Origin of the sequence: Desulfohalobium retbaense DSM 5692 (genome assembly GCF_000024325.1) — a bacterium.
GTDB classification, from domain to species: Bacteria; Desulfobacterota; Desulfovibrionia; order Desulfovibrionales; family Desulfohalobiaceae; genus Desulfohalobium; species Desulfohalobium retbaense.
The window spans coordinates 983,112-999,164 of sequence record NC_013223.1 but is presented as its reverse complement, the minus strand read 5'-3'; the positions used below and the strand labels follow the sequence as shown (position 1 = coordinate 999,164).

The window sequence follows — 16,053 nt, the reverse complement described above, 5'->3', positions numbered from 1 at the left end:
TCAACGGCAGGACCGGCCAAACACGTGACTTGTGGGCCCCACCAAGGGGTGGGGCTTGGCGAGATCGAAAATTTTGATACTCTGCAATCGGAAACGATGATGGAGGGTGGGGGAGTCAGGTGGATACCGCTTCGCTGACTAGTTGTGGTGAACAAATGGGCTGCTATACATCCTCTTCATCCGCACCCGGACGTTTGAGAATATCAGCGAATATCTCCTCGATTTCTTTACGCACGGCGTCCTGTTGCGTTCCCAAAGCGTAGGCGATTTCCATAGTGATCAGGGTCATGGCCTGCTCAAGCAACCGCCGCTCCCCAAACGATAACTCCTTGTCTCTACCTATAAGGATCAATTCCTTGAGCACATAGGAGACATCATCCAATTCGCCGCTTTTCAATTTCTCAGAATATTCCCGATACCTGCGGTTCCAATTCTGACCGCTGTATCCCATAAAATCGGAGCGGTCCTTGAGCCCTTCCAGAACCAGACGGCCCTCGTCAGCCCCGCACACCGATCGCAGGCCGACATTTTCGGCATTCGCCACCGGCACCATCAAGGTCACATTATTACTGAGTATGCGGACAATATAAAAATCGGCTCGCGTCCCGCCGATTTCCTGACTTTCTATCCGTTCGACTTCGCCGACTCCCTGAGCCGGGTACACCACCAATTGTTTTTCTGAAAACACGCTGCCCCTCCATTCCTCATATCCAAATTGGAATCTTTGATGTACCAGATTCACCGTGTTTCGTCCATGCCCCGGTACTGTAATCATTCCGCAGGGCGACAAAAATCTTGGGCGCTTTCAAATCCACGGGTGCAATACGCCTGGAGGGCGGAGCTACCGCGCTCACAAAGCTCTTCAAGGTGGGCCTGTTCCTCCAGCGAAAACGGAGAAAGGACATGGTCGACCACACCAACTCCTTCGGTTGGGCGCCCGATGCCGACCCGTAGCCGGGTAAATTCCCTGCTCTGCAAACAATTGGCGATGGATTGCAGACCGCGGTGTCCGGCCAAACCCCCTCCCTGCTTCAACCGCAAGGTGCCGAAAGGCAGATCAAGTTCGTCATGGACCACAACGAGTTGCTCTGGGCCAAGACCCATTGTCTGGCACAACTCAGCCACGGCCTCGCCGCTACGATTCATATAGGTCAAGGGCGTGAGCAATCCCCATGGCAGGACACTACCTGGGACCTCCCACCGCCAGACTCTCCCCCGGACCGGAAGCACGACTTCACGGCAGGGACTTGGGGTGTGGCGCCGCAGGGCGTCAAGAACGAGAAACCCGCAATTATGCCGAGTCCGAGCGTATTGTGGACCGGGATTGCCGAGCCCGACGATAAGACCGGCGAATGCAACGGACATACAAACGTCCTTGGGCAATACAACGTCTATGGGGCCCCGCCCGAAACGGCGAAAACAAAGCCAAGTCCCACACGCAAACAAGTCGGGTGTCAGGAGCGGTGTCCGGTTCAGGCAGGACAAACAAGAAAGGAAACCATTTCCGGCACCCCAGGAGTCGGGTGAGCTTTTCTATGGCCAGAGGGGAGAAGAGCGATTCCGGCCTTTGGCCAGGAAAGGGGGGAACTCAGGGTGCCCCGGAATCCGGGGCACCCTGAACAATTATTCTTCTTCGGCTTCTTCAGCTGGAGCTTCGCCTTCGGCTTCTTCTTCCTCTTCTTCCAAAGAGGCCTCAACGATGGGGTTGACACCAGCCACAGCAAAATTTTCCTCGCCGTCGTAGACCGGAACCACCCCTTCAGGAAAGGTCACGTCCTCAATGTTCACATTCTCGTTCATCTCCAGCGCGGAGACATCAATGCGAATATTTTCAGGAATCGCGTCCGGCAAACAGGAAACAAGCAGCGCCTCATGGTACACGGTCAATTGGCCGCCATCCACAACACCTTGAGCCTCTCCCTCGATCTGCACGGGAATTTCGACCTGAATTTCCTTGCTCATGTCCACCCCGAAAAAATCGACATGGAGAATGAGGTCTTTGACCGGGTGGTGCTGGATATCCCAGATCATGACCGGACGGGGCGTGCCTTGCCCCCCGTTGGCGATCTCCAACTGGATAACGTGGTTTGAGTGGGCCTTTCGGAAGGCCGACTCCAAAGCCCGGTAGCGGACTTTGACCGGGACGTTGTCGCCCTTGGCATCATAATAGATACCGGGAATATATCCTTGCTGGCGGACGGACCGTAGGCCCTGTTTGCCAACTTCATCCCGCTTGAAAGCTTGTAAACGTATTTCCTCAGACATGGACGCGCTCCTTCATCTCACCGACAGCGTTTACGGAGTAAAAAGAACACTGACAGACGATTCAGTATGGATATTGTGAATGGCCTTGGCCAAAAGGCTGGCCACGGAGATGACTTCTATCTTTTCGCAGGCCTGGGCTTCTGGGCGCAAGGGGACAGTGTCCGTGACAAGAATTTTTGAAAAGGCCGACTGCGACAAGCGCTCGATGGCCGGCCCAGATAAGAGCGGATGGGTTGCACAGGCGTAAATCTCGCGAGCCCCTTTTTGGGCTAGCACCTCGGCCCCGGCGACCATGGTGCCGGCGGTATCGACCATATCGTCAAGGACCACAGCGATTTTATCCTGGACATCCCCGATGACTCGCATCGCTTGCGCCTGATTGGGCGCGTCGCGACGCTTGTCGATGATCGCCAGGCTTGCCCCCAACCGCTTGGCATAGGCACGGGCCCGCTCCGTCCCTCCGGCATCGGGAGAAACAATGACCAGATCTTCTGGAGAGCCGATGGACTTGACGTATTCCAGAACAACCTGAGCGGCGTAGAGATTATCGACAGGGACGTCAAAGAAACCTTGGATTTGCCCGGCATGCAGGTCAACGGTGAGCAGCCTGTGAGCGCCAGCCACCGAGATAAAGTCGGCGACCATCTTGGCACTGATCGGAACGCGGGGAACGACCTTCCGGTCCTGGCGGGCGTAGCCGTAGTAGGGCACTACAGCCGTGACGCGATTGGCGCTGGCACGTTTCAAGGCATCCAGAATCAGGCACAATTCCATGAGATTGTGATTGACCGGATGGCAGGTGGGTTGAACGACAAAAACATCGTCACCACGAACGTTGGCCCCAACTTCAACCCGGATTTCCCCGTCGCTAAACGTGCCCACTATGGCAGGAGTGAGATTGCATCCGAGGTGTTCACATATCGCTTCGGCCAGCTTCGGGTTTGCCGAGCCGGTCAAAATCTTGAGTTCACCGTGGCCTGACATGATTCCGCCCCATAAAATAAAATTGGCTGGGGTGGGAGGATTTGAACCCCCGCATGACGGGACCAAAACCCGTTGCCTTACCACTTGGCTACACCCCAGCACGATCAGATGGCATAAAAAGAAACCCGGCGGGCTTCCAACTTCGAGCAGACAGATTCTAATGTCATCGCGTTCCGTGTCAAGCCGACAAGGGCTGAGCCGGAACCACTCATCACACAGGCGTCCATTCCAGCGGCCAGAAGGGCCTGCTTCAGCTTCCCAAGCTCTGGAAAGTAAGGAAAAACGGCCTGCTCGAAACTATTGTAAAGAACCAATGCGCCGCTGGAGCAGCATTGTCTATACGCATGTCGTGGACTTGTCAAGTCTTCCTGGCGGAGAATTTGAAAGGCGGACTGCATCTCATCCCAAATGCGGTAGGCCCAACCGGTTGAAATACTGACGTCAGGACAGACAACCAGAAATCGCCACTGAGCAAAAGAGACCGGTAACGGCTCCAACCGTTCGCCAATGCCACTGACCCAGCACGGCTGACGGTGCAAAAAGAACGGGACATCAGCGCCGACCTGCAAAGCGAGCCGCTGGAGGTCCTGTTCAGGCAGACCTGGACACACATGGGCATGGAGATACTGTAAAACACAGGCGGCGTCGGCGCTGCCCCCTCCGAGGCCCGCCCCTTGGGGAACCTGTTTGTCCAAATGAATCCGGAGATCTGGTGCCTTGTCGCTCACGCTCCGAAAAGTTTCATACGCGACCCGAATACTGTTCGAGGGTGTTGCAAGGTCGGGATCCGAGCAGGTCAATGTCAAACCGCTACCCGGAGCACCGGGTTCGAAATGGATCTGGTCCGAAGGCTGCTGCAAGGGGAGGAAAAGACTTTCCAGTTCGTGGTAACCGTCCTCGCGCTGGCCTGTGATGCGCAAGTACAGATTCGCCTTGCATCCAGGGGCCTGCTGCTGATGGGGCACAGGGGCCATACCGCTTCCTGCTCCTTATTGCTCGTTGCACTCGGTGTGCCGAAATCTTCAAAATTTCAAGACGCAAACAGCGCCAGGGGAACGCCCCGATCGGGAATCGCTCCCGGTTCCGCCTTTGCCTCCAAGCACCTTATCACCTCTTGTTCACACAATCGGCCCGCCAAAAAAAGCGGGGGCAATTTTTCCTTGCCCCCGCTTTTACGGTATCTGATCCCGTGCGTTATTGGCCATCCCCGTCAGTCAGGGGAATGCTTACAAAAAGGTTCTGTCCCTTGCGATTGACGAGGAAAAGAACAGCCCCTTTCTCAGCGGCGTCTTCATTCAGGATCTGCGACAATCCCCGAACGGTTTCTACCTCTTGCCCATTAGCAGCCAGGATGACGTCTCCGGGGCGCAACCCAGCCTCTGCGGCGAGGGAAGCCTGTTCGACATCCTGGATCAAAAGCCCCCTGGCTTCATCCATGCCCAGGGCTCGGGCCTCTTCATCGCGAACCGGCCGGACGACGATGCCGAGTCTGCCGCTGGTTTGCTCAGAATCGGGTTGCTCGGCTCGAGCTTCTTCCTGGGCGGTGTCCCGCTCGCCAAGCACGACGGCGATTTTCTTGACCTTTCCCTGGCGCCAGATCGTCATATTCGCTTTTGTATCTGGCTCCATGCGCCCGATACGACGAGTCAATCCGTCGGCATCCTCCACCGGCTCGCCATTGAGGGAGACGACCACGTCACCTGCCTTAAGACCTGCCTCATCGGCCGGATCACCGGCCCGGACGCCAGCAATCAGGGCGCCTTTGGGCGCGTCAAGACCAAGAGCTTTGGCCATGTTTTCGTCCACGTCCTGGATGGTCACACCCAACCAACCACGCTTGACCTTCTGGTATTTCTTGAGTTGCGCAATAACCTGTTTGGCCATATCAGACGGTATGGCAAAGCCGATGCCCTGGCCGCTGGCAATGATCGCGGTATTGATGCCGATGACCTTACCGTCGGTGTTCAGGAGCGGGCCGCCGCTATTGCCGGGGTTGATCGAAGCATCAGTCTGCAAGAAATCATCATACGGACCGGCACCGATGACTCGTCCTTTGGCGCTGATGATGCCTGCGGTCACGCTGTGGTCGAGGCCAAAAGGATTGCCGATGGCCATAACCCAGTCACCGATTTCCATCTCTCCGGAATCTCCGAATTCGAGAACTGGCAACTCGCGATCGACCTCGATCTTTAAAAGCGCCAGATCGGTTTCAGGATCCCGACCAACAATATCGGCCTGGTAGGAGGTCTCCCCTCCCTGAAGATTGACGGTGATTTTGTCCGCCTGCTCAACAACATGGTTGTTGGTCACGATATAGCCGTCCCGGGACATGATAAACCCCGAGCCCAGCGACCGCTGCTGGCGTTTGGGCATCTGCTGGGGCCCAAAGAAGCGTTCAAATTGATCGAAAAAATCCTCAAAAGGGCCACCACGACGGTGGAAACGATTAAAAAACTCCTCGACCCCCTGGGATTGGTCGACTGTTTTGACCGTACTGATATTGACCACAGCCTTGCCGGCCGACTTGGCCAATTCGGTGAATTCCGGGAGTTGAGCCAGGGCCGTACTGCCGCTTAACACCAGCAGGGCCAGCCCGCACACGATTGTCGAAGCAATTTTGCGCATGAACGTGTCTCCTTATTCAGGGAACCCGCGGGTTCCGGTTCGCTCCTTCCAAGACAAAATGCCTATTCTTGTCAGATTAATCACCCCATGCGGCCTTGACAAGAGCTAAACCAGAAAACCTGAATCCGTGCCCTGTGGCCATTCAGCTTTCAGGTCCACAACTCCAGACGGAAAAGGAACAAAGACTTGTCAAATGGAGACGCTCCAACTACTTTGCGCGCTCTGAAAACGCTTTGAATCCCTCCTTTCGCCCTGCGAACAGAGGACCGCATCACCAGCCAATGGAGAACAACCTATGCGCCGCATATTTCTGCACGCCCTGTGGGCGCTATTCCTTGTCGGCATCGCCGTGTCCGGAAGCCCCGCTCCGGCAACTGCCCAGCAAGACCGTCCCCCCGCGCCCGTGGTCACCGCCCCGGCGAGCGAAGGCTTGATCGCCCCGACAACCGAATACATAGGCAGCCTGGACTACGCGCAGTTGGCTGATGTTTCCGGAGAGATCAGCGGACTGGTGGCCAGCGTCCATTTTGAAGCTGGCGACGCCGTCCAGTCAGGAGACACCCTGGTCCAATTGGAGTCGACCCTCCTTGAAGGCTCTATCCGGGAACAACGCGCCGCCCTCGCCCAGAGTGAAGTGCAATTGGAACAGTCCAAACTGCGACTGCAGCGCATTCACAACCTCTACAAGCGCGAGACAGTATCCGAACAGGAATACGACGATGCCCGCCTGACGACTCGCGCCCTGGAGCAACAGGTCGCGGGGCACAAGGCCAAACTGGCCCGGCTGCACGATGAACTCCAGAAAAAACGGATCACTGCCCCTTTCACGGGCATCATCCTGGAAAAACATCTCAGTCAAGGCGAATGGTTTGCGCCTGGACAACCAGTGGCAACCCTTGCTGGTCAAAACAAAATGGATGCCGTGTTTCCTGTTGACCAGCAGGTGCTGCCCTTCATCCACACCGGCCAGGCTCTTTCCCTGACCACCGCTGAAACCACTTATCAAGCCCGTATACAGGCCGTTATCCGCCAGGGCGATGCTGTCAGCCGCACGGTCCCGGTCAAACTCCGTTTCACTTCCGACGCGCGTCTGGCGGCAGGAATAGAGGCCCGGGCCGCTTTCCCCACCGGCCATGAGGCCAAGGGATTTCTGGTGCCGCGGGAAGCCGTCCTGGAAAAAGAGGGGCGTTCAGTCCTCTATATTGTGCGCGAGCAGAAGGTGTTTCCCATTGAAGTGGCCATCATCGGGTACCGCGACGACGCAATTGGCGTGCAGTCGGACAAACTCCAGACCGGTGCCGAGGTGGTGATCAAAGGCAACGAACGTTTGCAACCAGGGCAAAGTGTCCGTCCCTCTTCCCGGCAGACTCCCGCCACCGAAAAATAACGCCCGCGGCAAACGCCCTCGGTGCCCGGTATCGCCCCACGCATTATTTTTGCTGGCGCTAGGAACGACACACCTCTCTCAGGGCGGATAGTGCGCAGAACCGTGTCCCCTTCCCCCCCAGCAGAGGACCAACCAGAGATAACGCCATGAATATCGTCAAATTCGCTATTACCAAACCGGTCACCGTGCTTGTCGCGGTTATTCTGATTCTCCTTTTCGGCATCCTGGGTCTGCGGCAAATGCCCTATCAGCTCAGTCCCACGGTCACCGAACCGGAGATTACGGTCACCACCGTCTGGCCCGGCGCGACACCATACGAAGTGGAACGGGAGATTGTCGAAGAGCAGGAGGATGCCCTGAAAGGGGTCTCCAACCTGGTGGAAATGGAAAGTTCCTGCCAAAACAACCGCTCCCAGATCACACTGCGCTTTAAGGTGGGCACGGATGTCGACACCGCTTTGCTACGCGTCTCCAACAAACTTGACGAGGTCCCGTCGTATCCTGATGGCGTCGAAAAACCGATTATCAATGCCTCAGGGGCCTCCACCTCTCCTGTGGTCTGGATGCTTCTGAAGACGAAAGAGACCTCCCCCCGGCCCATCCAGGAATACCGGACATTTTTCGAAAACGAGGTTCGTCAATACCTTGAACGTGTACCCGGGGTCGCTGACTTGCTGGTCTTCGGGGGCACGGAAAAGGAAATGCAGGTCACCCTGGACCCGGAAAAACTCGCCGCCCATGCGCTCCGGGTCCAGGAAGTCATCGCTGTTTTGCAAGGGGATAACACAAATGTCTCCGCAGGGACGACTGGTATCGGCCGCCGCGACTACCGCCTGCGCACCATCGGGGAATTCAAGACGCCTGCGGATATCACTCAGACAGTTATCCACGCCCGAGGCGACAACGTTGTCCGCGTCGGGGATGTCGCCGAGGTCCATTTCGGGTATGCGGACAACGATGCGGCCATGATGCACAACGGCCAAAACGGCATCGTCTGCGGCATCAAACCTGAGCCCGGGGTCAACGTCCTGGATATGACCAACCGCGCCGAGGCCGTGGTCAACGACCTCAATCAGGGACTGCTCGCCGACCAGGACGTATTTTTGGACTGGGTGTACGATCAGCGTCCCTACATCAACGGGGCTATTGACCTCGTCAAGCGCAATATCCTGCTTGGGGGGCTGCTGGCGGTATTGACCCTGCTCATTTTCCTGCGTTCAGTGTCCTCGACGATCATTGTGGCCGCGGCGATTCCCATAAGCATTATCGGTACCTTTGTCTTCATGAATGGCTTTGGCCGCAACCTCAATGTTATCAGCCTGGCCGGAATTGCTTTTGCTGTCGGCATGCTTGTCGACAGCGCCATCGTGGTCCTGGAAAATATCGACCGCCACCGATCGATGGGAAAATCCCCTTTCGAGTCCGCCTACCATGGGGCCAGAGAGGTCTGGGGGGCGGTGCTGGCATCGACCCTGACCACTGTCGCCGTCTTCCTGCCGGTGGTATTCATTGAACAGGAAGCCGGGCAATTGTTCAAAGACATCGCTATCGCCGTGACCTGCGCCATCGCATTGAGTCTTTTCGTTTCGGTGCTGGTCATTCCCATGCTCGCAAAACATTTCTTCACCTGGTCCCGCCGCCGCCACGATACCAAAAAACAGGGGCTACTCGGCACCTTCGGATCCTATTTTGTACGCGCCATGATGGGCCTGGTTCGATTAGCCACGGCCAATTGGGCCTCTCGACTGATTACACTCACTGGATTGACCGCCCTGGCGATTTTCCTGGCTGTCGCCCTGTTTCCCAAACTCGAATATCTCCCCCAGGGCAACCGCAACCTGATCTTGAACATCATGATCCCTCCGCCCGGCCTGTCCTACGCCGAGCGTGAGGACATCGGCCAGCAGATCGCGGATATGGTCGCCCCCCGCATGGGCCAACAGGATGGGGGAGAAACCGGTATCGAGGATCTGTTTTATATCGGAGCCGACACCTTGATGCTTTTTGGTGCGACCGCCACCCACGACCAAAAGGGCAGAGAACTCATCCCGACCCTGCGACGGGTGGTCAACAGTTTTCCAGGCATCTTCGGTGTCAGCCTCCAGGCCGGTATTTTCGAACAGGAACTCGGCGGGGGACGCAGTATCAACGTCGATGTCCGGGGCAAAAATCTGGACCAGGTCATCCAGGCTGCAGGGGCCCTGTATGGTTCGATTTCCAAAACCCTGCCCGGTTCCCAGATCCGTCCCCAACCCTCTCTGGAAACCTTGTATCCCGAGATCCGATATATCCCCAAACAACAGCGCCTCAAGGCGCTGGGCCTGACCGTGGGCGAACTCGGGACCACCCTGGATGTCTTCATGGACGGACGGGATATTGATGATTTCAAACAGGAAGGGGAAAAGAAAATCGATCTGGTGCTCAAGGGCAAGCCGGGCATCAATACCCCCGAAGACCTGTTCCAGTCCCAGATCGTCACGCCAACGGGAGCCGTTGTTCCGATCTCTTCGCTCAGTCGGCTGGAACGGAGCTACGGCATCAGCGAAATCCGCCATCTCGAACGCCAACGAACCGTGACCCTTGAAGTCACCCCCCCGGAAACCCTCGCCTTGCAAGCTGGCATGGAGACCATATCCTCAAAGGCTGTCCCCCAACTCAGGCAAGCGGGGCTACTGGACGGCATTTCAGTTGACATGAGCGGTGCGGCAGACAAACTGGAACAGACCTGGGACGTGCTCAAAGGAAATTTTATTCTGGCGATCATTATCACCTATCTGCTCATGTCCGCCCTGTTTGGAAACTTTCTCTACCCCTTGGTGATCATGTTCACCGTCCCCTTGGCTGCCGCTGGGGGGTTTTTGGGGCTCAAACTGGTCGATTGGTTCCTGGTGCCCCAACCTTTGGATGTACTGACCATGCTCGGTTTCATCATCCTGATCGGGATTGTGGTCAATAACGCTATTCTGATCGTCCACCAGTCCCTGAACAATATTCGTCTCAGTGGCATGGGGCACCTCAAGGCGGTCCGAGAATCGGTCAGGACCAGAATCAGACCGATTTACATGAGCGCCTGTACGTCCATTTTTGGAATGCTCCCGCTGGTGATCGCCCCGGGGCCCGGCTCCGAACTTTATCGCGGCCTGGGCAGTGTCGTGCTTGGTGGATTGGCGTTGTCGACGATTCTCACAGTCTTTGTCACGCCTTCTCTGTTGCTGTTTTTTATCCGCATGGAAAAAATCCCGACAATCACAGAAGAAAAATACGAATCGCCCTGAATCCGCCCGGCCGGGCACAGAGGCAAAGAGCGTCCCCCCCCCAGTCGACAATCTTGCGGAACAACAACAAAAATATCGGGTTATGACGTCCCTCGACTATCGAACTGCCGGACATCTTGGCTTTTGTTTCCAGGAAGGCCATGTCCGGCGGCAAGGATGACGACGCGGGAACCTTTTGACCTTTGGGCCCGTTGCCTTTATAAGTGTTCCGTTTTTTCCTAGAGGAGTCTCTTTTGCTCCGGCCCGGCCCCGGACTGAGAGCCACTATCGCAGTATCCGCAAACCGAAGGACCAGAACCGTATGCAACCCAGCCAGCCCCATGAGAGTTTCAGTGACCATCTGGAGCAGGAAGTCAGCGAAGACATCCATCCCCTGTTGCGCAAAATCACCGACAATTTGAAGACGATAGGCATCGTCATCGGTGCGGTGGTCCTGATCGCTGCCGGCTATTCCGGGTTCACGCTCTACCAGCAACGCCAGATCGCCTCGGCCCAGAACGAACTGGGACAAATCCTGAGCATGCAGGATCCGGCCCAGGCTGCTCAGGCCCTGGACACCTTCGCCTCAAAAGCGCCTTCTTCCATGCAGCAGGGGGTGCGGCTCGAAATGGCCCGCCTGGCCATGGAAGCCGAAAAATATGAACAGGCCAGCACGGCCTGGGAGGCATTGGTCCAAACCACTCCTGCCGACGCCGCGCTGCATACCGTAGCCCAATTCGGACAGGCCAAGGCGTTGCGACTCAGCGGCAATACCGAGCAAGCGCTCGATATTCTCCAAAGCCTGCGGGAGACCATTGCTGAGCCCTACCGTCAGTTTTTTCTGACAGAACTCGCTGCGACTGCCGAAGCCGCGCAGAACTGGGACACAGCCCTCTCGGCCTATCAGGAATTGCGCACATCGCAGGAGCCCGGGCGTCAGGATTTTCTTGAATATAAGATCTCGCAGATACGCCAGCACCAGGAAAGTGCCTCCTAACTGACTGTTGAAACAATCTTTATCACGCAGGGGTTCAAAAATCCCAAGGGCAAGACGTAAAAACGTTCACGTTCACAGCGCATGCGCTTCTGGATTCAGGTGTGAACGGTTTCTCACAACACTGCCCGTGGGATCTTGTTGAGTAGCCCGATGAGTGCAACACTGGCTCCTCCTTCCCTCTGGTTCTGGGTGGGGGAGACCAGCAATTCGAAGCGGCATGAGCAACTGCCGCTGGTTGGTCCTCACTTCTCACAACTCCAAGCACGAATGGACAGAACAATGCCACATCCTTTGCTTGCCGATGCCCCGGGAACAACGCACCTCTTGCTGGGTAACGAGGCCATAGCCCGCGGCGCCCTCGAGGCCGGTGTTGGTTGTGTGACCTGTTATCCCGGCACCCCATCCTCTGAAGTCCCGGACACTTTGTTCAGGGTCTCTCCAGAGGGGAACTTCCACTTTGAATATTCAGTCAACGAAAAAGTGGCCTTGGAAGTCGGCGGAGGGGCTGCCCTGGGAGGCGTCCCCACTCTGGTGACCATGAAACATGTCGGGGTCAATGTGGCCGCCGATCCCTTGATGACCCTGGCCTATATCGGCACACCGGGAGGTCTGGTCCTGTTGAGCGCCGACGACCCGGGCTGCCACTCCAGCCAGAATGAGCAGGATAATCGGGCCTACGCCCGGCTGGCCGGGATGCCGTGCTTTGAACCGTCAACGGCTCAGGAAGCCAAAGACATGACCCGTGACGCCCTCCTGCTCTCGGCCAAATGGCAGCAGCCTGTTATGCTTCGAACGACCACCCGGGTGAACCACCTCCGGGGCCCTGTGCGCTTCGACGCGTTGCCGCCCGCCAAACGGACCGGCCAATTTGAAAAAAATCCCATGCGCTTTGTGCCCATTCCAGCTGTGGCTCGGGACAGGCACCCGAAGCTATTGCACCAACTCGCCTCCATCGAAGAGGAAATCCAGAATCAAGAGTGGAATACGGTTTCCGGGCAAGGCCCTGTGGGCATCATCGCCAGCAGCATCTGCCGTGCCTATGTCCAGGACGCCTTGCTGGACATGCCTCAGGCCGACCAGTTCAGCCTGCTGGAACTCAAGGTCAGCTATCCTCTGCCCCAGCACCAGCTCCTGGAATTCATTCAGGGACGTGACAAGGTAGTTGTCGTCGAGGAACTGGAACCTTTTGTGGAAAGCGCCATTCGGGAAATGGCCCAACGCCATCAGCTGGATCTGGAAATCATCGGGAAAAGCGAGTTCCTGCCGCGTTGCGGGGAATTTTCCACCAGGACAGTCGCTCACGCCCTGGCCCAGGCAGTGGCAGGCACCCCGCCCTCTGCACCGGCCTGCCAAGGCCAGGAAGGACTTCCCAATCGACCGCCCAACCTGTGCGCCGGGTGTTCCCACCGGGCAACCTATTACGCCGTGCGCCAGGTTTTCGGTGACGAGGCTATTTATTCCTCAGATATCGGCTGCTACACCCTGGGCATCCTGCCCCCGCTCAAGGCTGCGGACTTTTTGTTCTGCATGGGATCTTCGGTTTCCGGAGGGTCCGGCATGGCCGCGGCCACGGGGCGGGACGTTGTCGCTTTCATCGGCGACTCCACGTTCTTCCACTCCGGCATTACCGGATTGGTCAATGCGGTCTATAACGACCACGACATCCTGGTTGTGGTCCTCGACAACCGTACCACAGCCATGACCGGCCACCAGCCCCACCCAGGGGTTGACCAGACCGCTCTTGGCGAAAATGCAAACAAAGTGGACATTGAGCAGATCGTCCGTGGTTGCGGTGTCAGTCAGATCAAGACTGTCAAACCGTTCAACCACAAGGCCACTCTTGAGGCATTGCAGGAACTCAAGGCCATGTCGGGTGTCCGAGTGCTCATCGCCAAGGATCCATGTGCGCTTTTTGCCAAACGAGTGCTGAAGAAAAAGGCCCCGCAAGTGGCGTATGTAGCCCAACAGGGTCAGGAAGTGCTCCAGTGCGCCGAACAAGTGGCCTGTCCCGCCTTCACCATCTCCGAAGGACAGGTGACCATCAGCGAAGACCAGTGCACGGGGTGCATGCTCTGCGTTCAGATTTGCCCTGATATCAAAGCTCGGAAAAGGAGCGATAATGGATAAGGCACGTATATTTCTGGCTGGAGTCGGCGGGCAGGGAACCTTGACGGCCACGACCCTTTTGGCCCGCACCGCCCTGGACGAGGGCGCCCCTGTCACTTCGGGAGAGATCCACGGCATGGCTCAGCGCGGGGGCGTAGTTGAATCCACCGTGCTTATCGGAGGCTATGCCAGTCCGCGTATCGATCACGGCGAAGCCGACATTTTGCTCGGTTTCGAACCCCTCGAGACCTTACGGGCCTTGCCGTATCTCCACGAGACAGGCACCATTTTCTCCAATCAAGACATCCTTCCGCCGCCCGGAGTGGCGCTGGGCCGGGAACAGTATCCGGAAACCGCGGATATGGAGACCAAAATCCGCGCTTGTGCAGACACGGTAACCTTTTTGCCCTGTTTTGCGCTGGCACGACAGGCTGGCAGTGTTTTGACGGCGAACATGGTCCTTCTTGGCGCCCTTTTTGGGGCCGGGGTGCTCCCCTTTGGTTTCGACGCCCTGGAACGGAGTATCCGGTCCTACCTCAAACCTGCCATTGTGGACATCAACATCGCTGCCGCGCACCTCGGGCGCCAAGCAGGGGCGGCCTGACCATGACCGAGTGCATGCCGTTTCTCAATACCCTCAAGCAGGTTTTGAGCGAACTCGATCCCCAAAGCCCGTTGCAAACCGGTTTGCAACGGCTTTTGGATATCATTGCCGCCAACCACGGGTACGAACGGCTCTCTCTGGCCATCTTCGACCCCCAGACCGCAACCCTGCAATTCCATCTCAACTACGGAGACGACGCAGCTGCGGACGTGCGCTACGCTCCGGGCCAGGGTATTTCCGGCCAGGTACTGGCCTCGGGGTCACCGTCTATTATTCCGCGCATGGCGGACAACCCCGAATTCCTGAACCGCGCCTTTGGCCGTCCTCCGGACGAACTGGCCGCGTGCGCCTTTATCTGTGTGCCCATTTTGTTGCCAAGCTCTGCCGAAGAGGGCAAAAGCCAGGAGACCATCGGTGTCTTGAGCGCTGACCTGGCCACCGCTCCCAAGGAAAAGCTCGAAGAGCACTGCCGGTTTCTGGAAACCTTGGCCGGGATTATCGCCCGGCAGGCCGCCCATCTCCAGGACGAACTCGCCCGGCGCGAACAATGGCAACGCCTCGGACTTTTGCACCAGGACGGCGATTTGCTCCAGGTCGACACCGAAGAGATCATCGCCTTCTCCAAGACCATGGGCATGGTCCTGCAACAGATCTATCAGGTCGCACCGAGCCGGGCCACGGTCTTACTGCGCGGCGAATCCGGGACCGGGAAAGAACTCCTGGCTGAGGCCATCCACCGCGCCAGCCCCCGCCGTGACAAGCCCTGCATCAAGCTCAACTGCGCTGCGCTTCCTGCAGACCTGTTGGAAAGCGAATTGTTCGGTCACGAAAAAGGGGCCTTTACCGGGGCGGTCAGCGCCAAAAAAGGCCGCTTTGAAATGGCCCATGAAGGGACGCTTTTTCTGGATGAGATCGGCGAGCTCAGTGCCGAGGCCCAGGCCAAACTCCTGCGGGCCATCCAGGAGGGCGAAATCCAGCGCCTGGGCAGCGAACGCCCCATCAAGGTCGATGTCCGCCTCGTTTGCGCCACCCACCGTCCTCTGGAAATGCTCCTTGAAGATGGCAGCTTTCGCGAGGATCTGTATTACCGGATCAATGTTTTTCCGGTTTTCATCCCCTCCCTGCGCGAGCGCCGCGACGATATCATCCCTTTGACCGAACATTTCCTGTCCTATTTCGCCCGGGAGTACCAAAAAAGTATCAAGCGGGTCTCCTCACCGGCTATCGATCTCCTCGTCCAATACCATTGGCCGGGAAACGTCAGGGAATTGCGCAACTGCATTGAACGCGCTGTTTTGTTATGCAACGAAGATGTTATCCGGACCTACCATCTGCCGCCGTCATTGCAGACCGCTGAGAGTTCGGCCACGGACACCGATCTCTCCTTCGGCGAGGCTGTGGCCCGTTTCGAACAGGAACTCCTGGTCGAGGCGCTGAAAAAAACCAAAGGAAATATGCTCCAGGCGGCCCGCAATCTGCGCGCCAGCTACCGGATCATCAATTACAAGGTCAAAAAATACGGGATCGACGTCAAACGGATCTCAGGAAAAAAATAATCTCCACCTCACAGGCCCGGTGATACGCCGCAGACGCCAAAGAGCAAAGGCCCTGCCTGAACAATTCCAGACAGGGCCTTTGCTCTTTTGAACCATGGGGACACCGCTTGCACACCCATCGCCCGACGAGCATTCGTGATCCCTGGGCTAACTGCCTGTTGAGAAATCTCAAGGGCAAGCCAACAAAAATTCAAGATCGCAGCGCAGGTATTCGACCCCAAGAGTATGAACAGGTGGCAGCTTTGCTCCCATCGAGAGAGTATCAACGGCCTGCA

At 57.2% G+C, this 16,053-nt stretch carries 12 protein-coding genes and 1 tRNA gene; 6 read left to right on the top strand and 7 right to left on the bottom strand.

Going from position 1 to position 16,053, the window contains the following annotated elements; genetic code table 11:
- Positions 1–163 precede the first annotated feature (163 nt).
- The 7 genes from DRET_RS04255 to DRET_RS04225 form a co-directional block, all read right to left on the bottom strand.
- Positions 164–688, bottom strand: a complete 525-nt coding sequence (locus tag DRET_RS04255) for a CarD family transcriptional regulator (RefSeq protein ID WP_015751291.1) — start codon at positions 686–688, stop codon at positions 164–166.
- Positions 689–771: 83 nt separating this feature from the next.
- Complete coding sequence (pth, locus tag DRET_RS04250) at positions 772–1,365, bottom strand: aminoacyl-tRNA hydrolase (RefSeq protein WP_015751290.1); 594 nt, start codon at positions 1,363–1,365, stop codon at positions 772–774.
- A gap of 258 nt (positions 1,366–1,623) precedes the next feature.
- Positions 1,624–2,265 (bottom strand): 50S ribosomal protein L25, encoded by a 642-nt coding sequence (locus DRET_RS04245; protein ID WP_015751289.1) that lies wholly within the window; start codon positions 2,263–2,265, stop codon positions 1,624–1,626.
- A gap of 30 nt (positions 2,266–2,295) precedes the next feature.
- Positions 2,296–3,249, bottom strand: coding sequence for a ribose-phosphate diphosphokinase (locus DRET_RS04240; RefSeq protein ID WP_015751288.1), 954 nt, complete (start codon positions 3,247–3,249; stop codon positions 2,296–2,298).
- Between the two features lie 23 nt (positions 3,250–3,272).
- Positions 3,273–3,347 (bottom strand) — tRNA-Gln (locus tag DRET_RS04235).
- A 6-nt stretch (positions 3,348–3,353) separates the two neighbouring features.
- Positions 3,354–4,223, bottom strand: coding sequence for a 4-(cytidine 5'-diphospho)-2-C-methyl-D-erythritol kinase (ispE, locus tag DRET_RS04230; protein ID WP_015751287.1), 870 nt, complete (start codon positions 4,221–4,223; stop codon positions 3,354–3,356).
- A 220-nt stretch (positions 4,224–4,443) separates the two neighbouring features.
- Complete coding sequence (locus DRET_RS04225) at positions 4,444–5,874, bottom strand: DegQ family serine endoprotease (RefSeq protein ID WP_015751286.1); 1,431 nt, start codon at positions 5,872–5,874, stop codon at positions 4,444–4,446.
- A gap of 295 nt (positions 5,875–6,169) precedes the next feature.
- Here DRET_RS04225 and DRET_RS04220 point away from each other — a divergent pair, with 295 nt between their 5' ends.
- The 6 genes from DRET_RS04220 (at position 6,170) to DRET_RS04195 (ending at position 15,778) form a co-directional block, all read left to right on the top strand.
- Positions 6,170–7,261: an efflux RND transporter periplasmic adaptor subunit gene (locus tag DRET_RS04220; protein WP_015751285.1), complete on the top strand. Its 1,092-nt coding sequence runs from the start codon at positions 6,170–6,172 to the stop codon at positions 7,259–7,261.
- Positions 7,262–7,407: 146 nt separating this feature from the next.
- A complete protein-coding gene (locus DRET_RS04215) occupies positions 7,408–10,536 on the top strand; it encodes an efflux RND transporter permease subunit (RefSeq protein ID WP_015751284.1) in 3,129 nt (1,042 codons plus the stop codon).
- A gap of 301 nt (positions 10,537–10,837) precedes the next feature.
- Positions 10,838–11,512 (top strand): tetratricopeptide repeat protein, encoded by a 675-nt coding sequence (locus tag DRET_RS04210; protein ID WP_015751283.1) that lies wholly within the window; start codon positions 10,838–10,840, stop codon positions 11,510–11,512.
- 279 nt (positions 11,513–11,791) lie between these two features.
- Positions 11,792–13,639, top strand: a complete 1,848-nt coding sequence (gene iorA / locus DRET_RS04205; RefSeq protein WP_015751282.1) for an indolepyruvate ferredoxin oxidoreductase subunit alpha — start codon at positions 11,792–11,794, stop codon at positions 13,637–13,639.
- Positions 13,632–14,222 (top strand): indolepyruvate oxidoreductase subunit beta, encoded by a 591-nt coding sequence (locus DRET_RS04200; protein WP_015751281.1) that lies wholly within the window; start codon positions 13,632–13,634, stop codon positions 14,220–14,222. Before iorA ends, DRET_RS04200 begins: the two co-directional genes overlap by 8 nt.
- Positions 14,223–14,224: 2 nt before the next feature.
- The gene (locus DRET_RS04195; protein ID WP_015751280.1) at positions 14,225–15,778 is read left to right on the top strand and encodes a sigma-54-dependent Fis family transcriptional regulator; all 1,554 of its coding nucleotides are present in this window, start codon (positions 14,225–14,227) and stop codon (positions 15,776–15,778) included.
- Positions 15,779–16,053 lie beyond the last annotated feature (275 nt).

Bases quoted from the DNA above. Each gene is read 5' to 3' on its own strand.
- pth (WP_015751290.1), bottom strand. From the start codon at position 1,365: ATGTCCGTTGCATTCGCCGGTCTTATCGTCGGGCTCGGCAATCCCGGT.
- DRET_RS04245 (WP_015751289.1), bottom strand. From the start codon at position 2,265: ATGTCTGAGGAAATACGTTTACAAGCTTTCAAGCGGGATGAAGTTGGC.
- DRET_RS04240 (WP_015751288.1), bottom strand. From the start codon at position 3,249: ATGTCAGGCCACGGTGAACTCAAGATTTTGACCGGCTCGGCAAACCCG.
- ispE (WP_015751287.1), bottom strand. From the start codon at position 4,223: ATGGCCCCTGTGCCCCATCAGCAGCAGGCCCCTGGATGCAAGGCGAAT.
- DRET_RS04225 (WP_015751286.1), bottom strand. From the start codon at position 5,874: ATGCGCAAAATTGCTTCGACAATCGTGTGCGGGCTGGCCCTGCTGGTG.
- DRET_RS04220 (WP_015751285.1), top strand. From the start codon at position 6,170: ATGCGCCGCATATTTCTGCACGCCCTGTGGGCGCTATTCCTTGTCGGC.
- DRET_RS04215 (WP_015751284.1), top strand. From the start codon at position 7,408: ATGAATATCGTCAAATTCGCTATTACCAAACCGGTCACCGTGCTTGTC.
- DRET_RS04210 (WP_015751283.1), top strand. From the start codon at position 10,838: ATGCAACCCAGCCAGCCCCATGAGAGTTTCAGTGACCATCTGGAGCAG.
- iorA (WP_015751282.1), top strand. From the start codon at position 11,792: ATGCCACATCCTTTGCTTGCCGATGCCCCGGGAACAACGCACCTCTTG.
- DRET_RS04200 (WP_015751281.1), top strand. From the start codon at position 13,632: ATGGATAAGGCACGTATATTTCTGGCTGGAGTCGGCGGGCAGGGAACC.
- DRET_RS04195 (WP_015751280.1), top strand. From the start codon at position 14,225: ATGACCGAGTGCATGCCGTTTCTCAATACCCTCAAGCAGGTTTTGAGC.